Source organism: Sorangium sp. So ce381 (genome assembly GCF_051473845.1).
Taxonomy (GTDB): domain Bacteria; phylum Myxococcota_A; class Polyangia; order Polyangiales; family Polyangiaceae; genus Sorangium; species Sorangium atrum.
Window position 1 is genome coordinate 2,275,168 of sequence record NZ_CP150336.1, and the last position, 17,906, is coordinate 2,293,073.

A 17,906-nucleotide genomic window follows, 5' to 3' on the forward strand; every position below is an offset into this window, starting at 1 on the left:
CATGCATGGACAGGCACGCGCCCGGAGCATCGGCGGCAGCTGCTTCCGTCCGTGAGCTCGTCCTCAGATCCCCCACCTTGGCTTCGCTTCCTTCGAGGGCTGCGGCGGTGGTCGCTGAGGGGCAGGGTTGTCGGCCGTCGGGCGGCTCCGAGGTTGCTTGCCGGTCTCTGCTGGAGGCGGGCTGGGCTCGGCCGTCGGCGTGCTTGTAGGACGGGCAGCCGGGGCGCCGGCGCCGTCGGGGGCTGGCGCGTGGGGCTCGGCAGCTGGCGCGCTGGGTGGCGTGGAGGGCTGCGCGGAGGGCTTTGCTGTGGGGTCCGGGCCAGCGTCCATCACCGGCGCGGATGGCTCGACGAGAGGCGCAGCGGTCGACGGCAGCGCGGGACGCATCGCGGGGTTGTCGGACGGCGTTTCGCCGGTAGCCTGCGCCAGGCCGGAGGCCGCGAGCTCCACGGTCGCCGGGGCACCTGCGGAGGAGGGAGGCTCACCTTGCTGGCCAAAGCGCGCTCCCAGGGTCACGCCGATCCCACTGATGGCGGCCGCTGCTCCCGCGGCGAGGATCCATGTCGTCCACGCGACCGAGCGCCGTCCACCGGACGGCTTGGCGGGATCGATCGTGCCAGTCAGCGTGCCCGCCGAGACAGCCGCCGTCAGCGGTGCCGGTGACGGCGCGAGCGGCCCGGCGGGCGTCGTGCCACCCGGCCCCGGGGGCATCCCAGGCAGGGGCGTCCCCGTGCCCGGAACGAAGCCGGTGAGGGACGGGTGGAACGGTCCGTGCGCGTCGGACACGGAGGACGCGAAACGTGGCGCGCCCGCGATGCGCGCGAACTCGTCGACCAGCTCGCGGACGGTCTGGAACCGGTGGGCCCGATCGCGCGCCAGCGCCCGGTGGAAGAAGGCGTCGATGGCCGGGGGCAGGCCGGGGGCGAGCTGGGTCGCGGAGGGGATCGGGTCGACGAGGATCCTGGTCATGACCTGCGCGAGCACGTCGCCGGGGAAGGGGAGGTATCCCGTGACCATGCGGAACAGGATGACCCCGAGCGCCCAGAGGTCGCTGCGCGCGTCGACGTCGCGCTCGGCGCGGAGCTGCTCCGGGCTCATGTAGTGGGGCGAGCCCATGACCTCGCCGGTCGTGGAGGCGTCCGCGACGAGCTTCGAGGTGGTCTCCTTGGCGATGCCGAAGTCGAGGAGCTTCACCATGTCCTCGTCCTCGCCGTCGACGCGCGCGAGGAAGAGGTTGGCGGGCTTGAGGTCGCGATGGACGAGGCCGGCGTCGTGCGCACTGCGCAGGGCCTTGCCGGTCTGGGCGAGGATGCGGTGCGCCTCCAGCAGCGGGAAGCGGCCGCGCCGCAGGAGGCGCGCGTTGAGGTCCTCGCCCTGGAGGAGCTCCATGACGAGGTAGGGGACGCCTTCGTGAATGCCGAAGTCCTGCACCTTCACGACGTGCGGGGTCCTGAGCTGGGCGGCCGCGCGCGCCTCGCGCTCGAAGCGGGTGCGGAACGCGGGCGAGTTGGCGTAGGCCGGGTCCATGAACTTGACGGCGACCGGCGTGCCGAGCTGGAGGTGGTGCGCGACCCAGACCGAGCCCATGCCGCCGCGAGAGAGCGGGCGCTCGAGGCGGTACTTGCCGATGAGGACGGAGCCGGCGCCAAGGTGCATGGGCGGGAGTTCGGGAGGAGGGAAGATGCTAGCGGATCCGGGCGTGGGGGAGGAAGAGGATGAAGGCGAGCGGGGGGTGGATCGGGGGGCGGCGGCTGGCGGAGGGAGGCGCGGGGCAGGCGGCGATGCGGTGGCGACCGGGATTCTCCCGATGCGGGCATGGCGGACGGAAGCTCCGGCGCGCGGCTGATGTTGAGGTCAGGGGTGCTGACGGCGTGTCTGCGCTCCTCTCGGTGGAGCGGTGATACCTCGGGAAGCGGGCCGCGCCGAGCGACGACGCTGGCGGGATCGCGGGGTCATTGGGGGAGCGCGAGACGCACGAGGGGCCATCGATGGGGACATGGCGTCACGGGGACGTGAAATCGATCGTAGGCTCCTTGGCTCCGGGGGTGCCGTTGCCATTGCTCCCATTTCCCACGCCGGCGAGGCCGGGCTCGCCGAGATCGATGCGGAAGTCGCTCGCGTCCATGGGCTGCGGTGTGCCGCGAAAGGCTTTGCCGATGGAGTGACCGCCGCGGCCGCCGCCGTCTTGCGCCGTCGCTGGCGAGGCGCAAAGTGCGCTGAGAAGTAGGCACACTCCTGTCGAGCGACATCTCATCGCATTCTCCAGCTTAGGAAGCACTATTGTGAATGGTGAAGTCGTGTGCCTGTACGCTCCAGGCTTGATGCTAATGCGTCATATAAAGGCAGACAGCGCAGTGGATATCTGGCCATGGACATCAGCGCGCTCGGAGTACCACGATGGCGATGTTTGCGGGACTACGCCGCGGCCGCCAAATTCCATCGTCTCGGTGACTCTCCTGCCGACTGCGTTTCATCATTGCAGGCGAGCGATCGAAGCACCACCACACGCCCTGCCTGGTTCAAAGGTCAACGTGGCCCGTGGATTCTAATCGTCTGATCGAGAGGTGGTCGAGCAAGGCGTATTTTTAGCAAAATCCCAGCACTCTTGGACGAGGCCGTTCGCACCTGATGCACCGTTGTTCGGAGCAGCGCCCGCCCCTGGACCGCCCGCACCTGCATCGCCGGGGGTGAATGAGCCCGGGCTGATTACCCGCAACTCTTTCCCGCGGAAGGCGATGCCAAGCGAGTGACCGCCGTGGCCACCGCCACCCGGGCCGCCATTGCCGCCCGGCCCGCCGCGCCCGCCCTTGCAGCTCTCCTTGGCATCACCCGCCCGGGCCCCAAAGGCGCCACCTAAACTCCCGTTTCCACCTAGCTGACCTTCTCCTCCGGGCCCGCCATTCCCAGCATCACCAGCAACAAGGCTCACTCTGTCGAGAGAGACCGTCGCATCGACAACGACAAATGCGATGCTGGAGCCTCCGGGATGCCCCCCGTCGCCCCCTTGACCCCCACAGCCCCCGCTGCCCCCTGCGCCGCCGCTGGCGCCGGGCAGCAAGACCTTGACGCTACCCGAACACGCCGCAGCGGTCCCCCTGGCGCCGCCTCCGCCGCCCCCGCCTTGACCAGGTTTGCCCGTGCCACCTTGCTGTGCGAGAACCCCGGTGTAGCCATTCACATCGACGGTGCCCGTGCCTTCGGAAGGACCGGCTGGCTTACCGGGATCACCGGCGGCGCCATTCTCACCATCAGTGCACGACTGGTCAGCCGTTTCTTTGGTTCCGCCTGCTCCTTCGGCCGGCTCGGATGTGGCCGGCTTACCGGACGTGCCGTCGCCGGCGTCGGAGCGCTCGGGACTCGTGGTGGTACCCGTCACGGTACCGCCATCGCCCCCTTTCCCTCCTTCGGATTCCCCACCCGCACACCGTGTGATTGGACCCGCTGGTCCACCGTGCGTAGCTCCTGGGCTGCATACCGCCAGGCCCGGATCGCCATTGATGCCGTCAAGCGTCGAATCGCGCGGGATGGCGCGCGCCTGCGCTCCACCCTTGGCATTGCCGGCCTCGAGCCTGACGTTGACGATGTCGATCGTCCCGCCGTTCGTCAGCAGCGCGGTCGACGACTTCCCCGGAGAGTCGGCGTCCGCGGCGACGACGTCGACGTTTTCCAGCCGATTGTTGCCGCCGTTCAGCGTGAGGGCAATGACGTCAGCCCCTCCCTGGAGCGTCGCCCGCGCCTCGGGTGACCAGGTCCAGGCTCCGTCGCAGGCCGTGAAGCCACCGTAGATCTTCACTCCACCGTTGAAGGTCACGCCGGTGGCCTCGGAATACGTCTCTCCCATCTCGCCGCACGCATAGACCCGCTTCGGGTTCTTCGCGGCGGCCTGGGTGAAGCTCTTGAACGGCTGTTCCTTGCTACCGTCCCCACTGGCGGCCGCGCTCGACCGCACGAAGACCCCACAGGACCCGTCCGGAGGTAAGCTCTTGTCGGTGAGGTCGCAGTTCTTCGCCGGGTCGGGCTGGCCACCTGCACCACCGCCCGCGGTGCAAGCTGGGCCTTCGCAGCCCTCGGCTGGATCATAGCGGACCACGCATCCGACCGCCTCGGCGCCGATGGCTGCTATCCCCAGAAAGAGCACAGCAGCGAGACGGGCACGATGACGCATTCTGAATCTCCTCTGTTCCACGTACCCCAGTTCAGAACGTTCCGCTGACCAGGAGCCCGGAAGCCCCCATTCCCACGAGCGGCACCACCTGCACGGCCGGACGCGATTCGGTCGGCTTCATCGTCACGAGCCCATAAACAAGCGTCCCAACCCCGATAGTTCCGCCCGCCACAAAGCTCCAGAACGCTGAGTTTGTGAGATCCACCTTGGTGAATACGGTGTCCTTCAGCTTCGCGCATTTTGACGAGTTGATGTCAGGGCACAATGCGAACCCGTCGCCTTCCGTGACCAACTCCTGCCTGAGCTTCTCTGCATCCCCCGCCTGCCCGTTGGCCAGAACCGTGAGCACCACGCCCGCCGCCACGCTGGCGCCGGCCGCGATCCCGCCGCCCACGAGCACCGCCGTCCGGACGTCATCGCGCGGCGTTGTCGGTGCCGAAGAGAGCGATTGGGCAGCGCGAACACTCACGCCTGGGGATGGCGTGCGTTCGGCTGCCGGCCGCTCAACGGTCGGCAGTGCATCGATCGCGGCCTGATCGAGCTCGACGCGTTCCTTCGCTCCCTCACCCATCCCGATGACCTTCGTCAGGGGACGGTGCCCGGGCACGAGAACGACCAAGGTATGATTGCCGGGATCCCGCTGCACAGGGACCGAAAGATCGATGGGCAGGCCATCGAGGGTCAACTTCAGCGTCTCAGGCAGCGTGCCCGCTTCCACGATCTCAACTGTTGGGATGCGCATTTGCATAGCGGCCAGCTCTTTTCTCGCGTCAGCTTGCGCCGCGACGAATTCAGGCGGCGCGCCGGGCGCGAGCTTCTCGTCCACGATGTGCTGGTACACGGCGCGTGCTTCTAGGAGACGGCCCATCTGGACGTAGCAACGCGCCACCATCAGCAAGAACGTGGGCGCATGTATTCTTTGCTCTGCTTCACGAAAGGCGTTGATTGCCTCGGCGTATCGTCCTGCCTTGTAGTGCGCCCAGCCTTGATCGGCGAGCGCGATGGCGGCGGCTTTCTCCGGCGCCGATGTCGGCTGTTCTTGCGCCGTCACAACGGACGGCCAAGACGTGCCAAGGAGGAGGAGCAGGCAGGCCGCTACGGAACAGTATTTCATCTCAATTCGTTGCCCCAAGAATGATCCTTGTGGGAGCAGACGTCGTACACCTTGCGAGATAAGTGGTTCGAACGAGCTGGGCCATCAATCGATGCCCGTCATGGCGTTTTGAACCACCGCCGCTATCGATGCAGTTAAGGTCGCGGTCGGCGGGATCTTTTCTTCGTGTCTTGACCAGGCGCCAATGAAGATGCGAGGTTTGCTCAGTTATTAAAACAGCAACAATCGTTGAAATCGCTGGATGCCTGATCCCGAGGACCAGGCTCACGCTGAGCCAGGCAGGAGTCCATGGCAGCGGGCCACGGTGGTCTATTGCTGAAATCGAAGCGTTTCGTCCGCTTTCCCGTCGGCGGTCGCGCCGTCGCCGCCTGCGCCGCCGCGACCGGGGCGGCCGGGGGTGACGGTGGCGCCCTCGATCTCGCCGCTGGCCGGTAGATCGGTGCCGCGGAAAGCGATGCCGAGCGAGTGTCCGCCCTGCCCGCCGGCTCCTCGACCACCGGTGCCGCCGGTGCCGCCCCGGCCCCCGGGGCAGGCGGCATCGAGTCCGGTGCTGCCCGTCGGAACCATCCCACCCGGCCCTCCCGTGCCTCCGGTGCCGCCGTCCTGACCGAAGCCGCCGTTGCCGCCGTTGCCGCCGTTGCCGGCGCGCAGGGTCACGTCTTCGAAGGACACGGGCGCGTTGATGCTGATGAGGGCGATGCTGGAGCCGCCCGGCCTGCCACCCCGTCCGCCCTTGCCGCCGCAGCCGCCGGCCCCGCCGGAGCCGCCGCTCGCGCCGGCGCGGTCTTGATTGCTGACGCCTGGACACTTTCGGGAGGCGACGCTTGCCTGTACGCCGCGTGCGCCGCCGCCGCCGCCGCCGCCCCGTCCGGTGGCACCCGGATTACCGTCGGGGCCGGGGGTGCCTGTGTAGCCGTCCGACGAGATGGCCCCGCTGGACGTTGGGTTCTCGCCGGGGTCGCCGGTGGTTGCGGTGCCGCCCGGGCCGCCTTCCGCGCAGTTCACGCCGTCCGTGTCCTCGCCTATGCCGCCGTTGAACACGTTATTGACCGGAGATTTGGGAGATCCCTGGTCCCCGACGCCCCCGCTCTCTGTGTCACCGATGCCGCCCCTGCCGCTCGTTGAATCGTCGCCTGGGTCGTCAGGCGTGCCGCAATCGTTAGTTACTTTCGCTCCGCCGAACACGGCAGAGTCGGCGGAGCACGCGTCGACGCCCGGCAAGCCATCATTCCCCGTCGCGGCGTTCCGCTCATTGCCCGGACTGCCATCGAACGCCACCCCGTTCGCCCCGCCCGCCGCATCTCCGGCCTCGAGCACGCATCGTGCGAGCTGCACGGTCATCCCATCGACGATCGCTGCGATCGACGACAGGCCGTCGCCCTTTCGCTCGCCCTTCGGAACTTGCGCATCGGTGGACGCCGCGACGACGTGCAGATCCTCGAGGTGCACTGTCCCCGATGTCCCGCGCATCGTCAGCGGGATCTCCCCTTCACCCGCTGTCAACTTCGTCTTCGTCTCGCCCCACTTCCAGCCGTCGGCGCAATTGAGACCGCCGTAGATCGTCACGCTGTCCGGCACAACCACCTGTTCGATGAACGTCTGGTCGTCGCCGGCGCATGCGTAGACGCGCCTCGTCCGAGGCTCCGCGAGGGCGAGATCGATCGCTTTCTCGAACGTCTTGACCGGCTCGCTCGGTGTTCCAGGGTTGCTGTCTTTCCCCTGGACCGACACGAACACGCCACACGTCTCGCTCGCCTCCCAGGCCTGGCCGTCGCCCGGCACGCATTGCGGCGGCGGTGGCGGCTGTCCTCCGGCTCCGCCTTCTCCCTCGCTCTTGTGGCAGGCAAGGATGTCCGCGCAGCCGGTGTCGTCGTCTCCTTGGGAGCCCGCTTCGTCGGCCTCCTGAGGACGAGAGAACGGCCAGTCGACTGCGCCGCACCCGGCCTCGCCGGCGGCCAGGGCCATCGTCGCTAGAACGAGCACAGAAGCGACATGAGCGCGACGGCGCATTTGCAAACTCCTCCTCTCCAAAATGCGAGCTCAGAGCTGTCCGCTGAGCGAGAGTCCGGCAACGCGCGGCCCAAGGAGCGGCGCTATCCGCACGCTCGGCGCCGCCTCCACAGGCTTGCTCGTCACGAGCCCATACACAAGCGTGCCAGCCCCGATCGCCCCGCCAGCCACGAAGCTCCAGAACGCGGCGTTGCTGAGATCGACCTTGGCATATACCGTATCCCTGAGATCCTTGCAGCCGGGCATGGTCATGCCACGACAGGAAGACTCGCTGTATCCTTGATCGAACAGCGTCTTCTCCTTCTCCTCGGCCTCGCTCGCCTGCGCGTTGGCCATCACCGTGAGGAGCACCCCCGCCGCCACGCCGACACCGGCCGCAATGCCCCCTCCTACCAGCAGCGCCTTCCGCGTGCCGCTCCCCGGGTGCCCTGTACCGGGCGCTGGCGGAAGTTCCTTCGGCCCAGACTGCACCACCATGTTGGCAGCCGACATGCGCTTCAGCTCGAGAACCGCTGTCAGCTTCTCCCCCGCCGCCGCCACGATTGACCGCGCCTCCGGCGCATGCCCATCGAGCTTCGCGCCGATCTCATGCTTCCCTGGATCGAGAAACACCGGATCCGCCAGCGGCGCCTTGCCCACGGGCGCCCCGTCGACGGTCACCTCCGCCCCTGCCGGCGCCACCCGCACCGTGACGGACGCGATCTTCGCGAGCGCCTCCTTCAGCGACGCCTCCGCGCTCTGTCGCTCCTTCACCTTTGTGGCAGGCGCCTCGCGGAGGTACCGCGTCAGGTACTCCGCGGCTTCGCGGTTCCTGCCCAGCTTCACGCAGGCCACCCCCAGGTTCGAGGCGATCTGATAATGCGGCTTGATGGCCCACGCCGCGAGGAACGACGCACGCGCATCGGCCCATTTCCCTGCCGCTGCAGCCTGTCTCCCCTCTTCATAGAGCTGCCGCGCCTTGTCCGTCAGCGCGTCTGTCTCCTCAGCGACGGCCGGGGTGGCCGGCTGTTGCGCGCCGGCCACCTGCGCCGTCAACGCCACGGCCATGCTCCAACTCCATAGCAGCGGACGCTTCTTCATCGTCGGAGTCATCAGAACTCTGGCTTCCCTTCGGGGAGAGGCGGCTCGGAGGTGCGCGACGGCGGCACCTTACCCGCTCTCGGCTTCGGGTCAATGCGCCCCGTCGCGGCCCCACCTACCTTGGTGTTCCTTGTCCGCCCCGACGACTGCGTCTTCGGCTGGGGCTCATCCTGCTGCGGCTGCTCCTGCCCCGCCTGCGGCTTCGCGGTCGCCTCCGGCCGCGCCGTCGCGGAGAGCGAGCCTGTCGTCGCCGCCGCGCCGGCCTCGGCGCTCGGCCCCGGCGCCGCCGCGCTCCCCGCAGGCAGCGCCACGCCCGGCCCCGTCGCTTCCGGCGCTGCAGTCCCTCCTCCGGGCGCCCCTTGCGATACCAGCACCGCGACCATGCCCGCCACGGCCACGAAGCCGAGCCCCGCGACGGCCCAGATCCACGTCCGCGACGACGCCGGCTTCTCCACGATGACCGGGATCTCGTCGCGCTCCTCCCCGCCGACGCTCGGCAGCGGCGCCGCCGCCGGCGCGCTCCACGCCCCGCCGCTCGCCGCCCGCCCCGCAACGCCGCCTGCCGCCCGCGCCGGGACGGCATTCCCAGCCGCCGCCTGTCCCATCCGCACAGGCCCCGTGCCTCCGGCCTCGACCCCCGCCGTCAGCGCCGCGCTCCCCAGCAGCTTCTCCGAATCGATGACCAGCGTCCCCTTCGGCCCGACCTGCTGCGACGCCGGCCCCGCCCCGACGCCTTTCTGCGACGGCGGCATCGACCCCGGCGCCCGCCGCTCCTGCAGCGCCACCCCCGGCATCGCGCCCGCCACGCCAAGCGGCGCCGTCCCGCCCTGCTGCGCCGCCAACCGCTCGCGCCATCCGCCGCCGAACTGCGGCTTCTCCTCCACCTCGCCCTGCGGCCGCGCCCCGAACATCCCCCGAGCGATCTCCGCCTCGTCCTCCGCGACCTCCTCGATCCGGATCAGCACCCCGTGCCGATCCTCCATCGTGACGTCACGCTCCCGCACGAACCGCACCGAGACCCCGCCCGGGATATCCGCCTCCCGCCCGCTCGTGATCGACGTCCACTTGATGTTCGACCGGTAAAGCACCGTCGCGATCTTCGCCGCCGCGAGCGCGATCGACCCGAAGGGCTCATCCGGCTTGTGGACGATCACCACCCGCTTCGGCTGCGCCCCCTCGTCGGCCACCCAGTCCCACGTCGCGCCGCTCCGCCGGAGATACGGCAGATCGCCGAACTCCTCGACATACCGCTCCAGCACGTGCGCCACCCGCTCCGGCGCCTCCCGCACCGCACTCACGTACTCGCGGTAGAACATGCCCGCCGACGAGTTGACCTCCGTCGCGTTCATCACGTGCCGGTAAAACGTCGCCGCTGCCTCGAGCAGCGTCGTGTACCCGAGGTCCCGATCCACCGCGACGATCCCGTGCGCGAACGGCGGATTCCCCCGCCCGGCGTGGTCGACCGCCCCGCCGATCCGGAACCCGAAGATGAGCCCCATCGCCCCGTGGCCAGGCTCGTGCTGCGTGTCATCCCTCGACAGATTGCCGATCGCGAACGCGTGCGTCGCCCCCGTCGCAGGCTCGATGTACTTCATCAGCCGCGCAAGGTGGCTGAACTGCGTCGTCGTGAGGGGCCCTTGCGGCACCTCCGGGCAGTACATGAAGTCGATCTGGTGCCCCGGGATGTTCCCGTGCAGCACGTGATACCACGCCGCGTCCGCCGGCGCGCGGTACCGCGGGATCACATACCCCGAAGCGCCCTCGCTACCGTACATTGGGCCTGACCTGCTGCGGCACCGGCGGGGCAGGGAGCGCCGCGGTCCGCGACAACGCCGAATGCCCGCTGATGTCCTGCTTCATCCGCTGCAGGAGCTGCGGATCATACGCGTTCTTCGGGAGGATCTTCTCCACGAAGTGCGAGAACAGGTGATGTGTGCTGTGCCCGTAGCTCGCCGACCCGACGAGCACGCGAATATCGATGTTGTTCTTGTACCGCTCCAGGCTGTCGATGAGCGACTTGTAATAGCCGCGCGCCTCCCGCTCCACCTCGGCCGGCGTCCCGGAGAGGACATCGGACTTGTTGATGAAGAGCACGACCGCCTTGCACGAGGCCAGCGTCTTCGGGCTGAAGAAGAACTGCAGCGACTGCGGCTGAAACTCCCGGAGCTGCTCCTGGATCCTCGCCGGCTCGATCTTCTGACCGTCCTTGCCCGCCAGATCCACGACCATCAGGAGCCCATGGATCTCCTCCATGATGAGCTCCTGCTGCGCGTCCACGATGTGCTCGCCGCCCCAGTCGCCGATCTCGAACACGTGCTCCGTCAGCACCTCTTTCGTGAGGACGTGACTGACGGTCCGCTCGTAACGCTCGATCTTCGTGCCCTGCAGCGTGCCCAAATCCACGAGGGGATTCGCCCACTTGAGCGTGAGCGACGTCTTGCCGGTCCACTTGATGCCGAGCGTCAGGATCTTGTACCGCTTCTGCGTGATCTTCGGCCGGCTCTCGAGCTCGCTCTTGTACCAGTCGATCTCCTTCTGCTGGGCATCGAGCCAGTCGACCTTCTGGCGATCGTCGTTCCTCGCGAGCTCGAGCGCCTGCTGGAGCTGCCCGTACTGCGCCCTCATCTGATCGAGCTGGCCCTTGGCCTGCCGGAGCGCCTCGATGTGCTGGTTCGCGTCCTGGAGCTGCCGCTTCAGCTGCGTGGCCTGCATCAGCAGGAACACGGCGCCTGCGCCGCACGCCACCGCAATCAACCCGAGCACTATCGGTAGAACAACCTGCATGGCTTACAATCCTCGCGCCCCGCCGGGCGGGCTATCCCACCCTTGTCCTGTCCCGCGCGGCCGGAAGAACGGCGAGCGCGGGCCGGCCTGGATCCTGAGAACGCATCAGACCACGGCTCGCCGCAGCGTACAAGTCCGAGGTAATCCCCAGCACGAGCCATTACTTCATCGTCCGCCATCGTCCGCCATCGGACGTCATGTCCCCACGCACACAGGACCCGCGCCCTCGCGCCGCTCCCGCTACCGGGCTGTCCCGATCACCTCGCGCCACCGCCCTTGCGGGTCACCCGCGGCAGCGCCGTCCTCGTCTCGGGCGCGAGATCCAGCGTGTCCCGCTCCCCGGCCGCGAGCCGCAGCGCGCCCGCATACGCGATCATCGCCCCGTTGTCCGTGCAGCTCGCGAACGGCGGCACGAACAGCGCGAGGCCCCGCCGCTCGCACGCCGCGGCCATCTTCGCGCGGAGCCCCTGGTTCGCCGCGACCCCACCGCCGAGGACCACCCGCCCGATCCCCTCGGCCCGGGCGGCCCGCACGGTCTTCTGCACGAGCGCGTCGACCACCGCCCCCTGGAACGCCGCGCACAGGTCGCGGAGCGCCTGCCCCTCCGGCCGCCCCCGCTTCGCCACGTGCCGCGCGACCGCGCTCTTGATGCCCGAGAAGCTGAACTCCAGCGACTCCTTGCGCGCCATCAGCGCCGGCACCGCGTCCGCCGCGGCCGCCGCGTCGCCCCCGGCCGCGAGCCGATCGACCACCGGCCCGCCCGGATACCCGAGGCCGAGCAGCTTCGCCACCTTGTCGAACGCCTCGCCCGCCGCGTCGTCGCGCGTCGCGCCGAGCTCCCGGATCGCGCCGATCGCAGGGCCGTCCACCCGGTAGATCGCCGTGTGCCCGCCCGAGGCGAGCAGCGCCACGTACGGGAACGACGGCCGCTCATGCTCGTCGACGAGAGGCGCGCCGCCCCGCCGCAGGAACACCGCGAGCAGGTGCCCCACGAGGTGATCGACGCCCACGAGCGGCTTGCCCGCGGCCCACGCGAGCCCCTTCGCGGCCTGCAGGCCGACGAGCAGCGCCCCGGCGAGCCCCGGCCGCGACGTCACCGCCACGCCGTCGAGATCCGCCGCCGAGACGCCCGCGCGCGAGAGCGCCTCGCGCACCACCGGGACCACCGCGCGCGCGTGATCGCGCGCCGCGACCTCGGGCACGACGCCCCCGTAAGGCGCGTGCAGCGCCACCTGGCTGCGCACGACGTCGGAGAGGACGTCGCCTCCCTCGGTGACCACCGCCGCCGCCGTCTCATCACACGATGTCTCGATCCCTAGAACCCGCATGTCCCTGTCCGCCGCGTCAGCCTGAAATTGCCAAACACTTGCCGCTGCCCCGCCGCCTCCGCCTCGCTCGACGCGAGCGGCGCTCGGCCCGGCCGGAGCAGGCGCACCTCGACCGACTCGTCCGTGCGCAGCGATAGCACCGCGAGCAGCGGCTCCGCCTCCGGCTCCGACGCGTCGACCGCGTAGATCGCGTTGCGCTCCCGGCCCTCCCCGAACTCCAGCCGCGACAGCGGATCGTGGGCGAGCGCGGCGATCGGCCGCAGCGGCGCGCCGTCGAGGAGGCGCCGCTCGGCCGTGGCCCCGTCGGGCGCCTCGTAGGTCCACAGCGCGCCCGGCGGCTCCGGCCCGTCGAGCGCGTCCGCGTCGAGCGTGAGCCGCATCTGCACCCGAGGGCTCAGGCCGGCGCGGAACGCGCCGCCCAGCGTGATCGCGCCGCAGTACGCCTCCCCGTCGGCCGTCGAGAACCGGCTCAGGTCGTCGCAGCCGGCCGCCCCGCCGGCGCTCATCGCGCCGGCGAGGGCGAGCGGCGCGAGCCGCAGCGCGACGCGCCGCGGCCCGGGCGGAGCGGCGCGGCTCAAGGCGCGGCGCTCCGCATCAGCTCGGCCGCGGTCTGGCGGACGCGCGGCTCGGGATCGCTCGCCGCGAGCTGCCGGAGCACCGGCGCCGCCGCCGCGCGGTCCGCGGAGGCCAGGGCGCGGGCCGCCGCCTCGCGCACGAGGGCATACGCGTCGGCGCGGGCGGCCTCGCCGAGCGTCTCCGCGACCTGGCTCGGCCTGCCGCCGCCCGCGCCCCCGCCCGGCGCGCCGAGCCGACCCAGCGCCTCCGCCGCGCGCACGCGCAGCGGCCAGCTCGACGAGGACCGCAGGAGCTCCGAGACGGCCGCGATCGTCGGCCCGTGCCGGACCGCGCCGAGCGCCGAGAGCGCCGCGCGCCGCACGCTCTCCTCGGGATCGCCGAGCGCGTCGACCACCGCGGCCTGCGCCTCCGGCTCGGGCCGGGTCGCGAGCAGCTCGACCGCGCGCGTGCGCACCTCGATCGCCGGGTGCCGCACGAGCGCCACGAACCCGCTCACCACCGCCGCGGCGATCCCCTCCACGGCGGCCTCCACCTGCCGCCTCGGCTCCGGGGAGAGCGCCGCGCGCCCGTCCGTGAAGGGCGCGAGCCCGAGCGCCGCGCCGCCCACGCCGGCGCCGCGATCGCCGCCCGACACCGCCGCGCCGCGCGACAGGATCGCGTCCGCGACGACCAGGGCCCGCTCGGGCGACGTCGCGACCGCGGCGACCGCAGCCTTCTGCAGCGCCGGGCCGAGCGCAACGAGCGCCGCGGCGCGATCCTCCGGGCCCGGCGGATCGGGGTCGAGCCCCGCGAGCGCGTCCTTCACCGTCAGCGCGCCGTCCGGCACCGGCAGCGGCTCACGCGTGCGCGGGTACGCGCGCCGCGTGAGCGCGACCGCCGCCGACACCGCGGCGGCGCGCAGCCCCTCGTCGGACGAGAACGCGCCGGCCGCGATCGCCTGCGCGGACCCGCTCGCGGCGACCGCCTCGGCCTCGCCGGCGCCGCCGCCGCCGGGTCCCGCGCTGCCGCCGCCGAGCCGCGCGAGCGTGATCAGCGCCGCGCGGCGGAGCTCCGGCTCGCTCGAGTCGGCGAGCGACATGAACAGCGCGGGCCCCTCGCCGCCGCCCCCGAGCTCGCCCAGCGCGCGGACCGCGGCCGCGCGCGGCACGGAGCCGGCCTCGGGCGCCCTCGCGACCGCGGACAGCGCCGCCGCGTGCTTCCGGTCGTGCGTCAGCCCGAGGCCGAGCGCCGCGAGCGCCCGCACCTCCGGCGCCGGCGACGAGAGGAGCCGCGCGAGCAGCGCCTCCGCCTTCGCCGCCGGCCGCCCGCCGCCCGCCGCGAGCCGCGCCACGCCCCAGGTCGCGGCGACCGCGACCGCGTCGTTCGGCAGCACGCTCGCGGCCGCGTCGCGCGGCGCGAGCATCTGCTCGTAGCGCTCCAGCATGGCCGGGTCGCGCAGCGCGCCGCACGCGATCATCGCGCGGGCGCGCAGGCCCTTGTCCGCCTGGCCGATCGCGAAGTTGTAGAGCGCCGGCCCGGCGCCCTTGTTCTCGACGTAGGCCAGCACCTCGATCGCGACCTTCTGCTGCGACTCCTTCTCGTCCGCGAGCGCGTCGAGCAGCGGCTTCACGGCGCGGGCGCCGATCTTCGCGAGCTCCGCGCGCGCCGCCGCGCCCCCTGCGCGGCCCTCGCCGCGGACCTTCTGCATCAGCGGGAAGGTCATCGCGCCGTAGAGCTCCACGAGCAGCCGCCGGTAGAGCGGCTTCTGCGGGTTGCCGACCGCGACCGGCAGGAGCTCGCGCTCGAGCACCTCGAGCGAGCCCCGGCCGAGGTTCACCTGCATCGACATCCGCGCCGCGCGCGCGACGAGCTCCTCGTCGTTCGACGCCCGCACCACGCGGCGGAAGAGCCTGTCGGCCTCCTCGGCCTGCCCCGCGGTGAGCAGCAGCTCGGCGAGGTCGAAGTACACGGGGAACAGGCGGTCGTTCTTCGCGAGCGCCTGCCGGTACTCGGCGATCGCGCGCGGGAAGTCCTGCCGCCGGCGGTACATGTCGCCGAGCTTCTGGTGGCCGCTCGCGTCCTCGGGCGACAGCTCGACGGCCCGCGCGGCGTACCGGATCGCGTCGTCGTCGCGGTACAGCTCCGCGGCGTACTGCGCCATGCGCTGGTAGAACTCGCGGGCCCGCTTCGGGTTCACCTCGACGAGCTTGCCCAGCACGTCGATCGCGCCGAGGAGGTTCTGCTGGAGCACGAGCACGCGCTCCAGCGCGAGGAGCGAGTCCTCGTCCCCCGGCGCGGCCTGGACGAGTCTCCGGAGCGTGGCCTCGGCGTCGGGCAGCCGGTGCAGCTTGCGCTGCACCTCCGCGAGCAGCCGCCCCGCCTCCAGGTCGGGCGGGGTCGCGTTGAAGCGCGCGCCGAGCGGCGCGACGCGGCTCGGCAGCTCGTGGGTGAGCGACCAGAGGCTGACGATGTGGGTGCGCGCCTCGCGCGCGAGCAGCTTGTCGTTGCCCGCCCCGGCGAGCAGCTGCTCCCAGAGCTCGCGCGCCTCCGTGTAGCGCGGCCCCGCGTTGCCGAGCGCGCTCGCGGTGCGCTCCAGCGCGATCGCGAGCGCCTTCTTGTAGCGGCTGTTCGCGGGCTCGAGCTGCGCGGCCTCCCGGAGCGCGGCGAGCGCCTCCGCCACCATGTCGTGGTCGAGGTACACCTCGCCGAGCGTGGCCGCGGCGCGCGCCCGGCTCGGCACGACCTGCTTGATGCGCGCCCACGTCTCCAGCGCCTTCTTCTTGTCGCCGGCCTGGAAGTACCGGTCGCCCAGGTCGACGAGGTGGCTCGGATCGCCGCCCGCGGCCCCGGCGAGCCGCTGGAGCACCTTGAGGGCCCGGTCCTTCTCCTCCACCCGCTCGTAGAAATCGGCGACGGCCGCGAGCGTCTCGGCCTCGTCCGCGACGCGCCCCTCGAGCTGCGTGAGCAGCGCGAGCGCCTTGGGCCGGTCGCCCCGCTGGATGAGCGTCTCGCACAGCTCGAAGACGAAGTCCGCGTTGCCCGGGGCCGCCTTGATCAGGAGCTCGTACTCGCGGATGGCGGCGTCGAGCTCGCCGGCGGTCTGGAGCAGGTGGACGAGCCGGAGCCGCGTGTCGATGTGCTTGCCGTCGAGCGCGAGGGCCTTCCTGTAGATCCCGATCGCCTTGTCGACGTCGCCTGTCTCCTCGTACAGGGCGCCCAGGGTCGCGAGCCGCTGGAAGTCCTGCCCCTTCTCGGCCTCGAGGATCGCGATGAGCTCCGCGAGCTTGCCCTCGGCGCGGAACGCGTCGGTCATGATGAGCAGGATCTCGGCCCGCACCCCGGCGGCGCTGCCGGCGATGGCGAGCGCCCGCTTCAGCACGGCGAGCGCCTCGTCCATCTTCTTCTGCCTGGCGAGCGACTGCCCGAGATCGCGCAGCGCCGGCGCGAGCGCCCGGTTGTCGCCGGCCGCGGCCTTCACGAGCTCGCGGAACTCGGCCTCGGCGCGCGCGTGGTGCCCGCGCGCGGAGAGCTCGCGCCCGAGCTCGGCCTTCACGAAGAGCGAGCCCTGCGCGTTCTTCACGAGCGCGTCGTGCTGCGCCTTGGCCGCGTCGAAGTCGGAGAGGTCGAGGCAGAGCGCGAGCAGCGTGCGCCGGGTCTGCTCGACGTCCGCGGGGACCTTGAGCAGCGGCAGCGCCTTCTCGTAGTGCGCGCGCGCGCGGGCCTTGTCGCCGCGATCCGCCTCGAGCTGGGCGAGCGCCATCATGGCCGCCGGGTCTCCGGGCCGGTCCGCGATGGCGGCCTCGTACGTCTTGATGGCGTCGTCGTAGCGCCCGTCCTGCTTGTAGACGCCGGCGAGCACGACCTTGGAGGCCCAGGCGTCGGCCCCGGGCTGCGCGGCGCGGCGCTCGAACTCCTCGACGAGCTTCTTCAGGTTCCCGTCGCGCTCGCGGTAGAGCTGGGCGAGGCGCTGGAGCGGGAAGGGCGCGCTCGGCTGGCTCATGACGATGGCCGTGTAGCGCGCGATCAGCGCGTCGCTCGACGGGCCGCCCCGCTTCCCGTCGCCGGTCTCGGCCGGCTCCGGCTTCGCCTGCGGCGGCTTCGCGGGCTGCGGCCGCGCGGCGGGGCCGGGCTTGCCACCGCCGCCGGGCTTGCCGCCGCCGGGCTTGGGGGTCTTCGGCCTGGGCCGCTTGCCGCGGCCGGACGGATCGAAATCCGCGGCCTCGGCGTGCGGGATCGCGAGCGTCGCGGCCGCGGGGATCAGGACCGCGAGGCAGCCGGCCAGAACGTGGGATCGCACCTGGGTAGGGTAGATCGACGGTGCGCCGCGGGCCACGCGGAGCAGCGGCGGCGCCGGAACGGGCGCGATCGGGGCGGCGCGGATGCGGGACCTGCGAGGCCGCTGAGCTCAGCAGACGTCTTTCCAATTCCGGCCGAGCGCTTGACGCGCCGGGGGCGGCCGGGGAAAGACCCTCTCTTACGAGACCACGAGGGAGGGATCCGCAGCGGGCTCCAGGGCCTCTATGCGAAGCACCGCTATCTCCTCGATGAGGGAGCGCTCGGACCTCACGAGCGGTGATGTCCTATCAGGACCCCGCCGGCCGGGAGCCCGAGAAGCTCTATCACGGTAAGGCTGGTCGACGAGGCCCTCTCCGGCGCCAAGGACGGACCCTCGCAGGGCTGATCGACTCGGGCAGACGTCGGGCACATCGTTGTTCGTTGTGGTGAGGCGCACAACCTTGGATCCGCCCTCGCCGCGCGCTCATCGCGCTGCGGTCCCTGAGGTTGCCTTGCTTACAGCACAATTTGCTGACGGGGAGCGCCGCCGTTCTGGATATCCTCGGTCACTGCGATGGGCTCGTCCGAAGCACCC

The 17,906-nt window shown here is 71.3% G+C and carries 11 protein-coding genes; all 11 read right to left on the reverse strand.

Annotated features, from left to right (window positions below):
- Nucleotides 1-63: 63 nt before the first annotated feature.
- Entirely contained in the window at nucleotides 64-1,656 is a 1,593-nt protein-coding gene (locus tag WMF29_RS08660) for a protein kinase domain-containing protein (RefSeq protein ID WP_437328392.1), read from the reverse strand.
- 346 nt (nucleotides 1,657-2,002) lie between these two features.
- Nucleotides 2,003-2,125: a hypothetical protein gene (locus WMF29_RS08665; protein ID WP_437328393.1), complete on the reverse strand. Its 123-nt coding sequence runs from the start codon at nucleotides 2,123-2,125 to the stop codon at nucleotides 2,003-2,005.
- Between the two features lie 420 nt (nucleotides 2,126-2,545).
- Nucleotides 2,546-4,186 (reverse strand): hypothetical protein, encoded by a 1,641-nt coding sequence (locus WMF29_RS08670; RefSeq protein WP_437328394.1) that lies wholly within the window; start codon nucleotides 4,184-4,186, stop codon nucleotides 2,546-2,548.
- A gap of 10 nt (nucleotides 4,187-4,196) precedes the next feature.
- The gene (locus tag WMF29_RS08675) at nucleotides 4,197-5,297 is read right to left on the reverse strand and encodes a tetratricopeptide repeat protein (protein WP_437328395.1); all 1,101 of its coding nucleotides are present in this window, start codon (nucleotides 5,295-5,297) and stop codon (nucleotides 4,197-4,199) included.
- Nucleotides 5,298-5,588: 291 nt separating this feature from the next.
- Complete coding sequence (locus WMF29_RS08680; RefSeq protein WP_437328396.1) at nucleotides 5,589-6,845, reverse strand: PGRS family protein; 1,257 nt, start codon at nucleotides 6,843-6,845, stop codon at nucleotides 5,589-5,591.
- 474 nt (nucleotides 6,846-7,319) lie between these two features.
- On the reverse strand, nucleotides 7,320-8,336 hold the full coding sequence (locus tag WMF29_RS08685) for a PEGA domain-containing protein (protein WP_437328397.1): 1,017 nt from the start codon (nucleotides 8,334-8,336) through the stop codon (nucleotides 7,320-7,322).
- A 44-nt stretch (nucleotides 8,337-8,380) separates the two neighbouring features.
- Entirely contained in the window at nucleotides 8,381-10,144 is a 1,764-nt protein-coding gene (locus tag WMF29_RS08690) for a hypothetical protein (RefSeq protein ID WP_437328398.1), read from the reverse strand.
- On the reverse strand, nucleotides 10,134-11,153 hold the full coding sequence (locus WMF29_RS08695) for a hypothetical protein (RefSeq protein ID WP_437328399.1): 1,020 nt from the start codon (nucleotides 11,151-11,153) through the stop codon (nucleotides 10,134-10,136). The genes WMF29_RS08690 and WMF29_RS08695 overlap by 11 nt, the downstream gene beginning before the upstream one ends.
- Nucleotides 11,154-11,410: 257 nt before the next feature.
- Nucleotides 11,411-12,481: a tRNA (adenosine(37)-N6)-threonylcarbamoyltransferase complex transferase subunit TsaD gene (tsaD, locus tag WMF29_RS08700; protein WP_437328400.1), complete on the reverse strand. Its 1,071-nt coding sequence runs from the start codon at nucleotides 12,479-12,481 to the stop codon at nucleotides 11,411-11,413.
- Entirely contained in the window at nucleotides 12,469-13,059 is a 591-nt protein-coding gene (locus WMF29_RS08705; protein ID WP_437328401.1) for a hypothetical protein, read from the reverse strand. The genes tsaD and WMF29_RS08705 overlap by 13 nt, the downstream gene beginning before the upstream one ends.
- Complete coding sequence (locus WMF29_RS08710) at nucleotides 13,056-17,333, reverse strand: HEAT repeat domain-containing protein (RefSeq protein WP_437328402.1); 4,278 nt, start codon at nucleotides 17,331-17,333, stop codon at nucleotides 13,056-13,058. The genes WMF29_RS08705 and WMF29_RS08710 overlap by 4 nt, the downstream gene beginning before the upstream one ends.
- Between the last annotated feature and the right edge of the window lie 573 nt (nucleotides 17,334-17,906).

What these genes read in the sequence shown, in the direction of transcription:
- WMF29_RS08660 (WP_437328392.1), bottom strand. Translation starts at nt 1,656, where the DNA reads ATGCACCTTGGCGCCGGCTCCGTCCTCATCGGCAAGTACCGCCTCGAG.
- WMF29_RS08665 (WP_437328393.1), bottom strand. Translation starts at nt 2,125, where the DNA reads ATGGACGCGAGCGACTTCCGCATCGATCTCGGCGAGCCCGGCCTCGCC.
- WMF29_RS08685 (WP_437328397.1), bottom strand. Translation starts at nt 8,336, where the DNA reads ATGGCCGTGGCGTTGACGGCGCAGGTGGCCGGCGCGCAACAGCCGGCC.
- WMF29_RS08690 (WP_437328398.1), bottom strand. Translation starts at nt 10,144, where the DNA reads ATGTACGGTAGCGAGGGCGCTTCGGGGTATGTGATCCCGCGGTACCGC.
- WMF29_RS08695 (WP_437328399.1), bottom strand. Translation starts at nt 11,153, where the DNA reads ATGCAGGTTGTTCTACCGATAGTGCTCGGGTTGATTGCGGTGGCGTGC.
- tsaD (WP_437328400.1), bottom strand. Translation starts at nt 12,481, where the DNA reads ATGCGGGTTCTAGGGATCGAGACATCGTGTGATGAGACGGCGGCGGCG.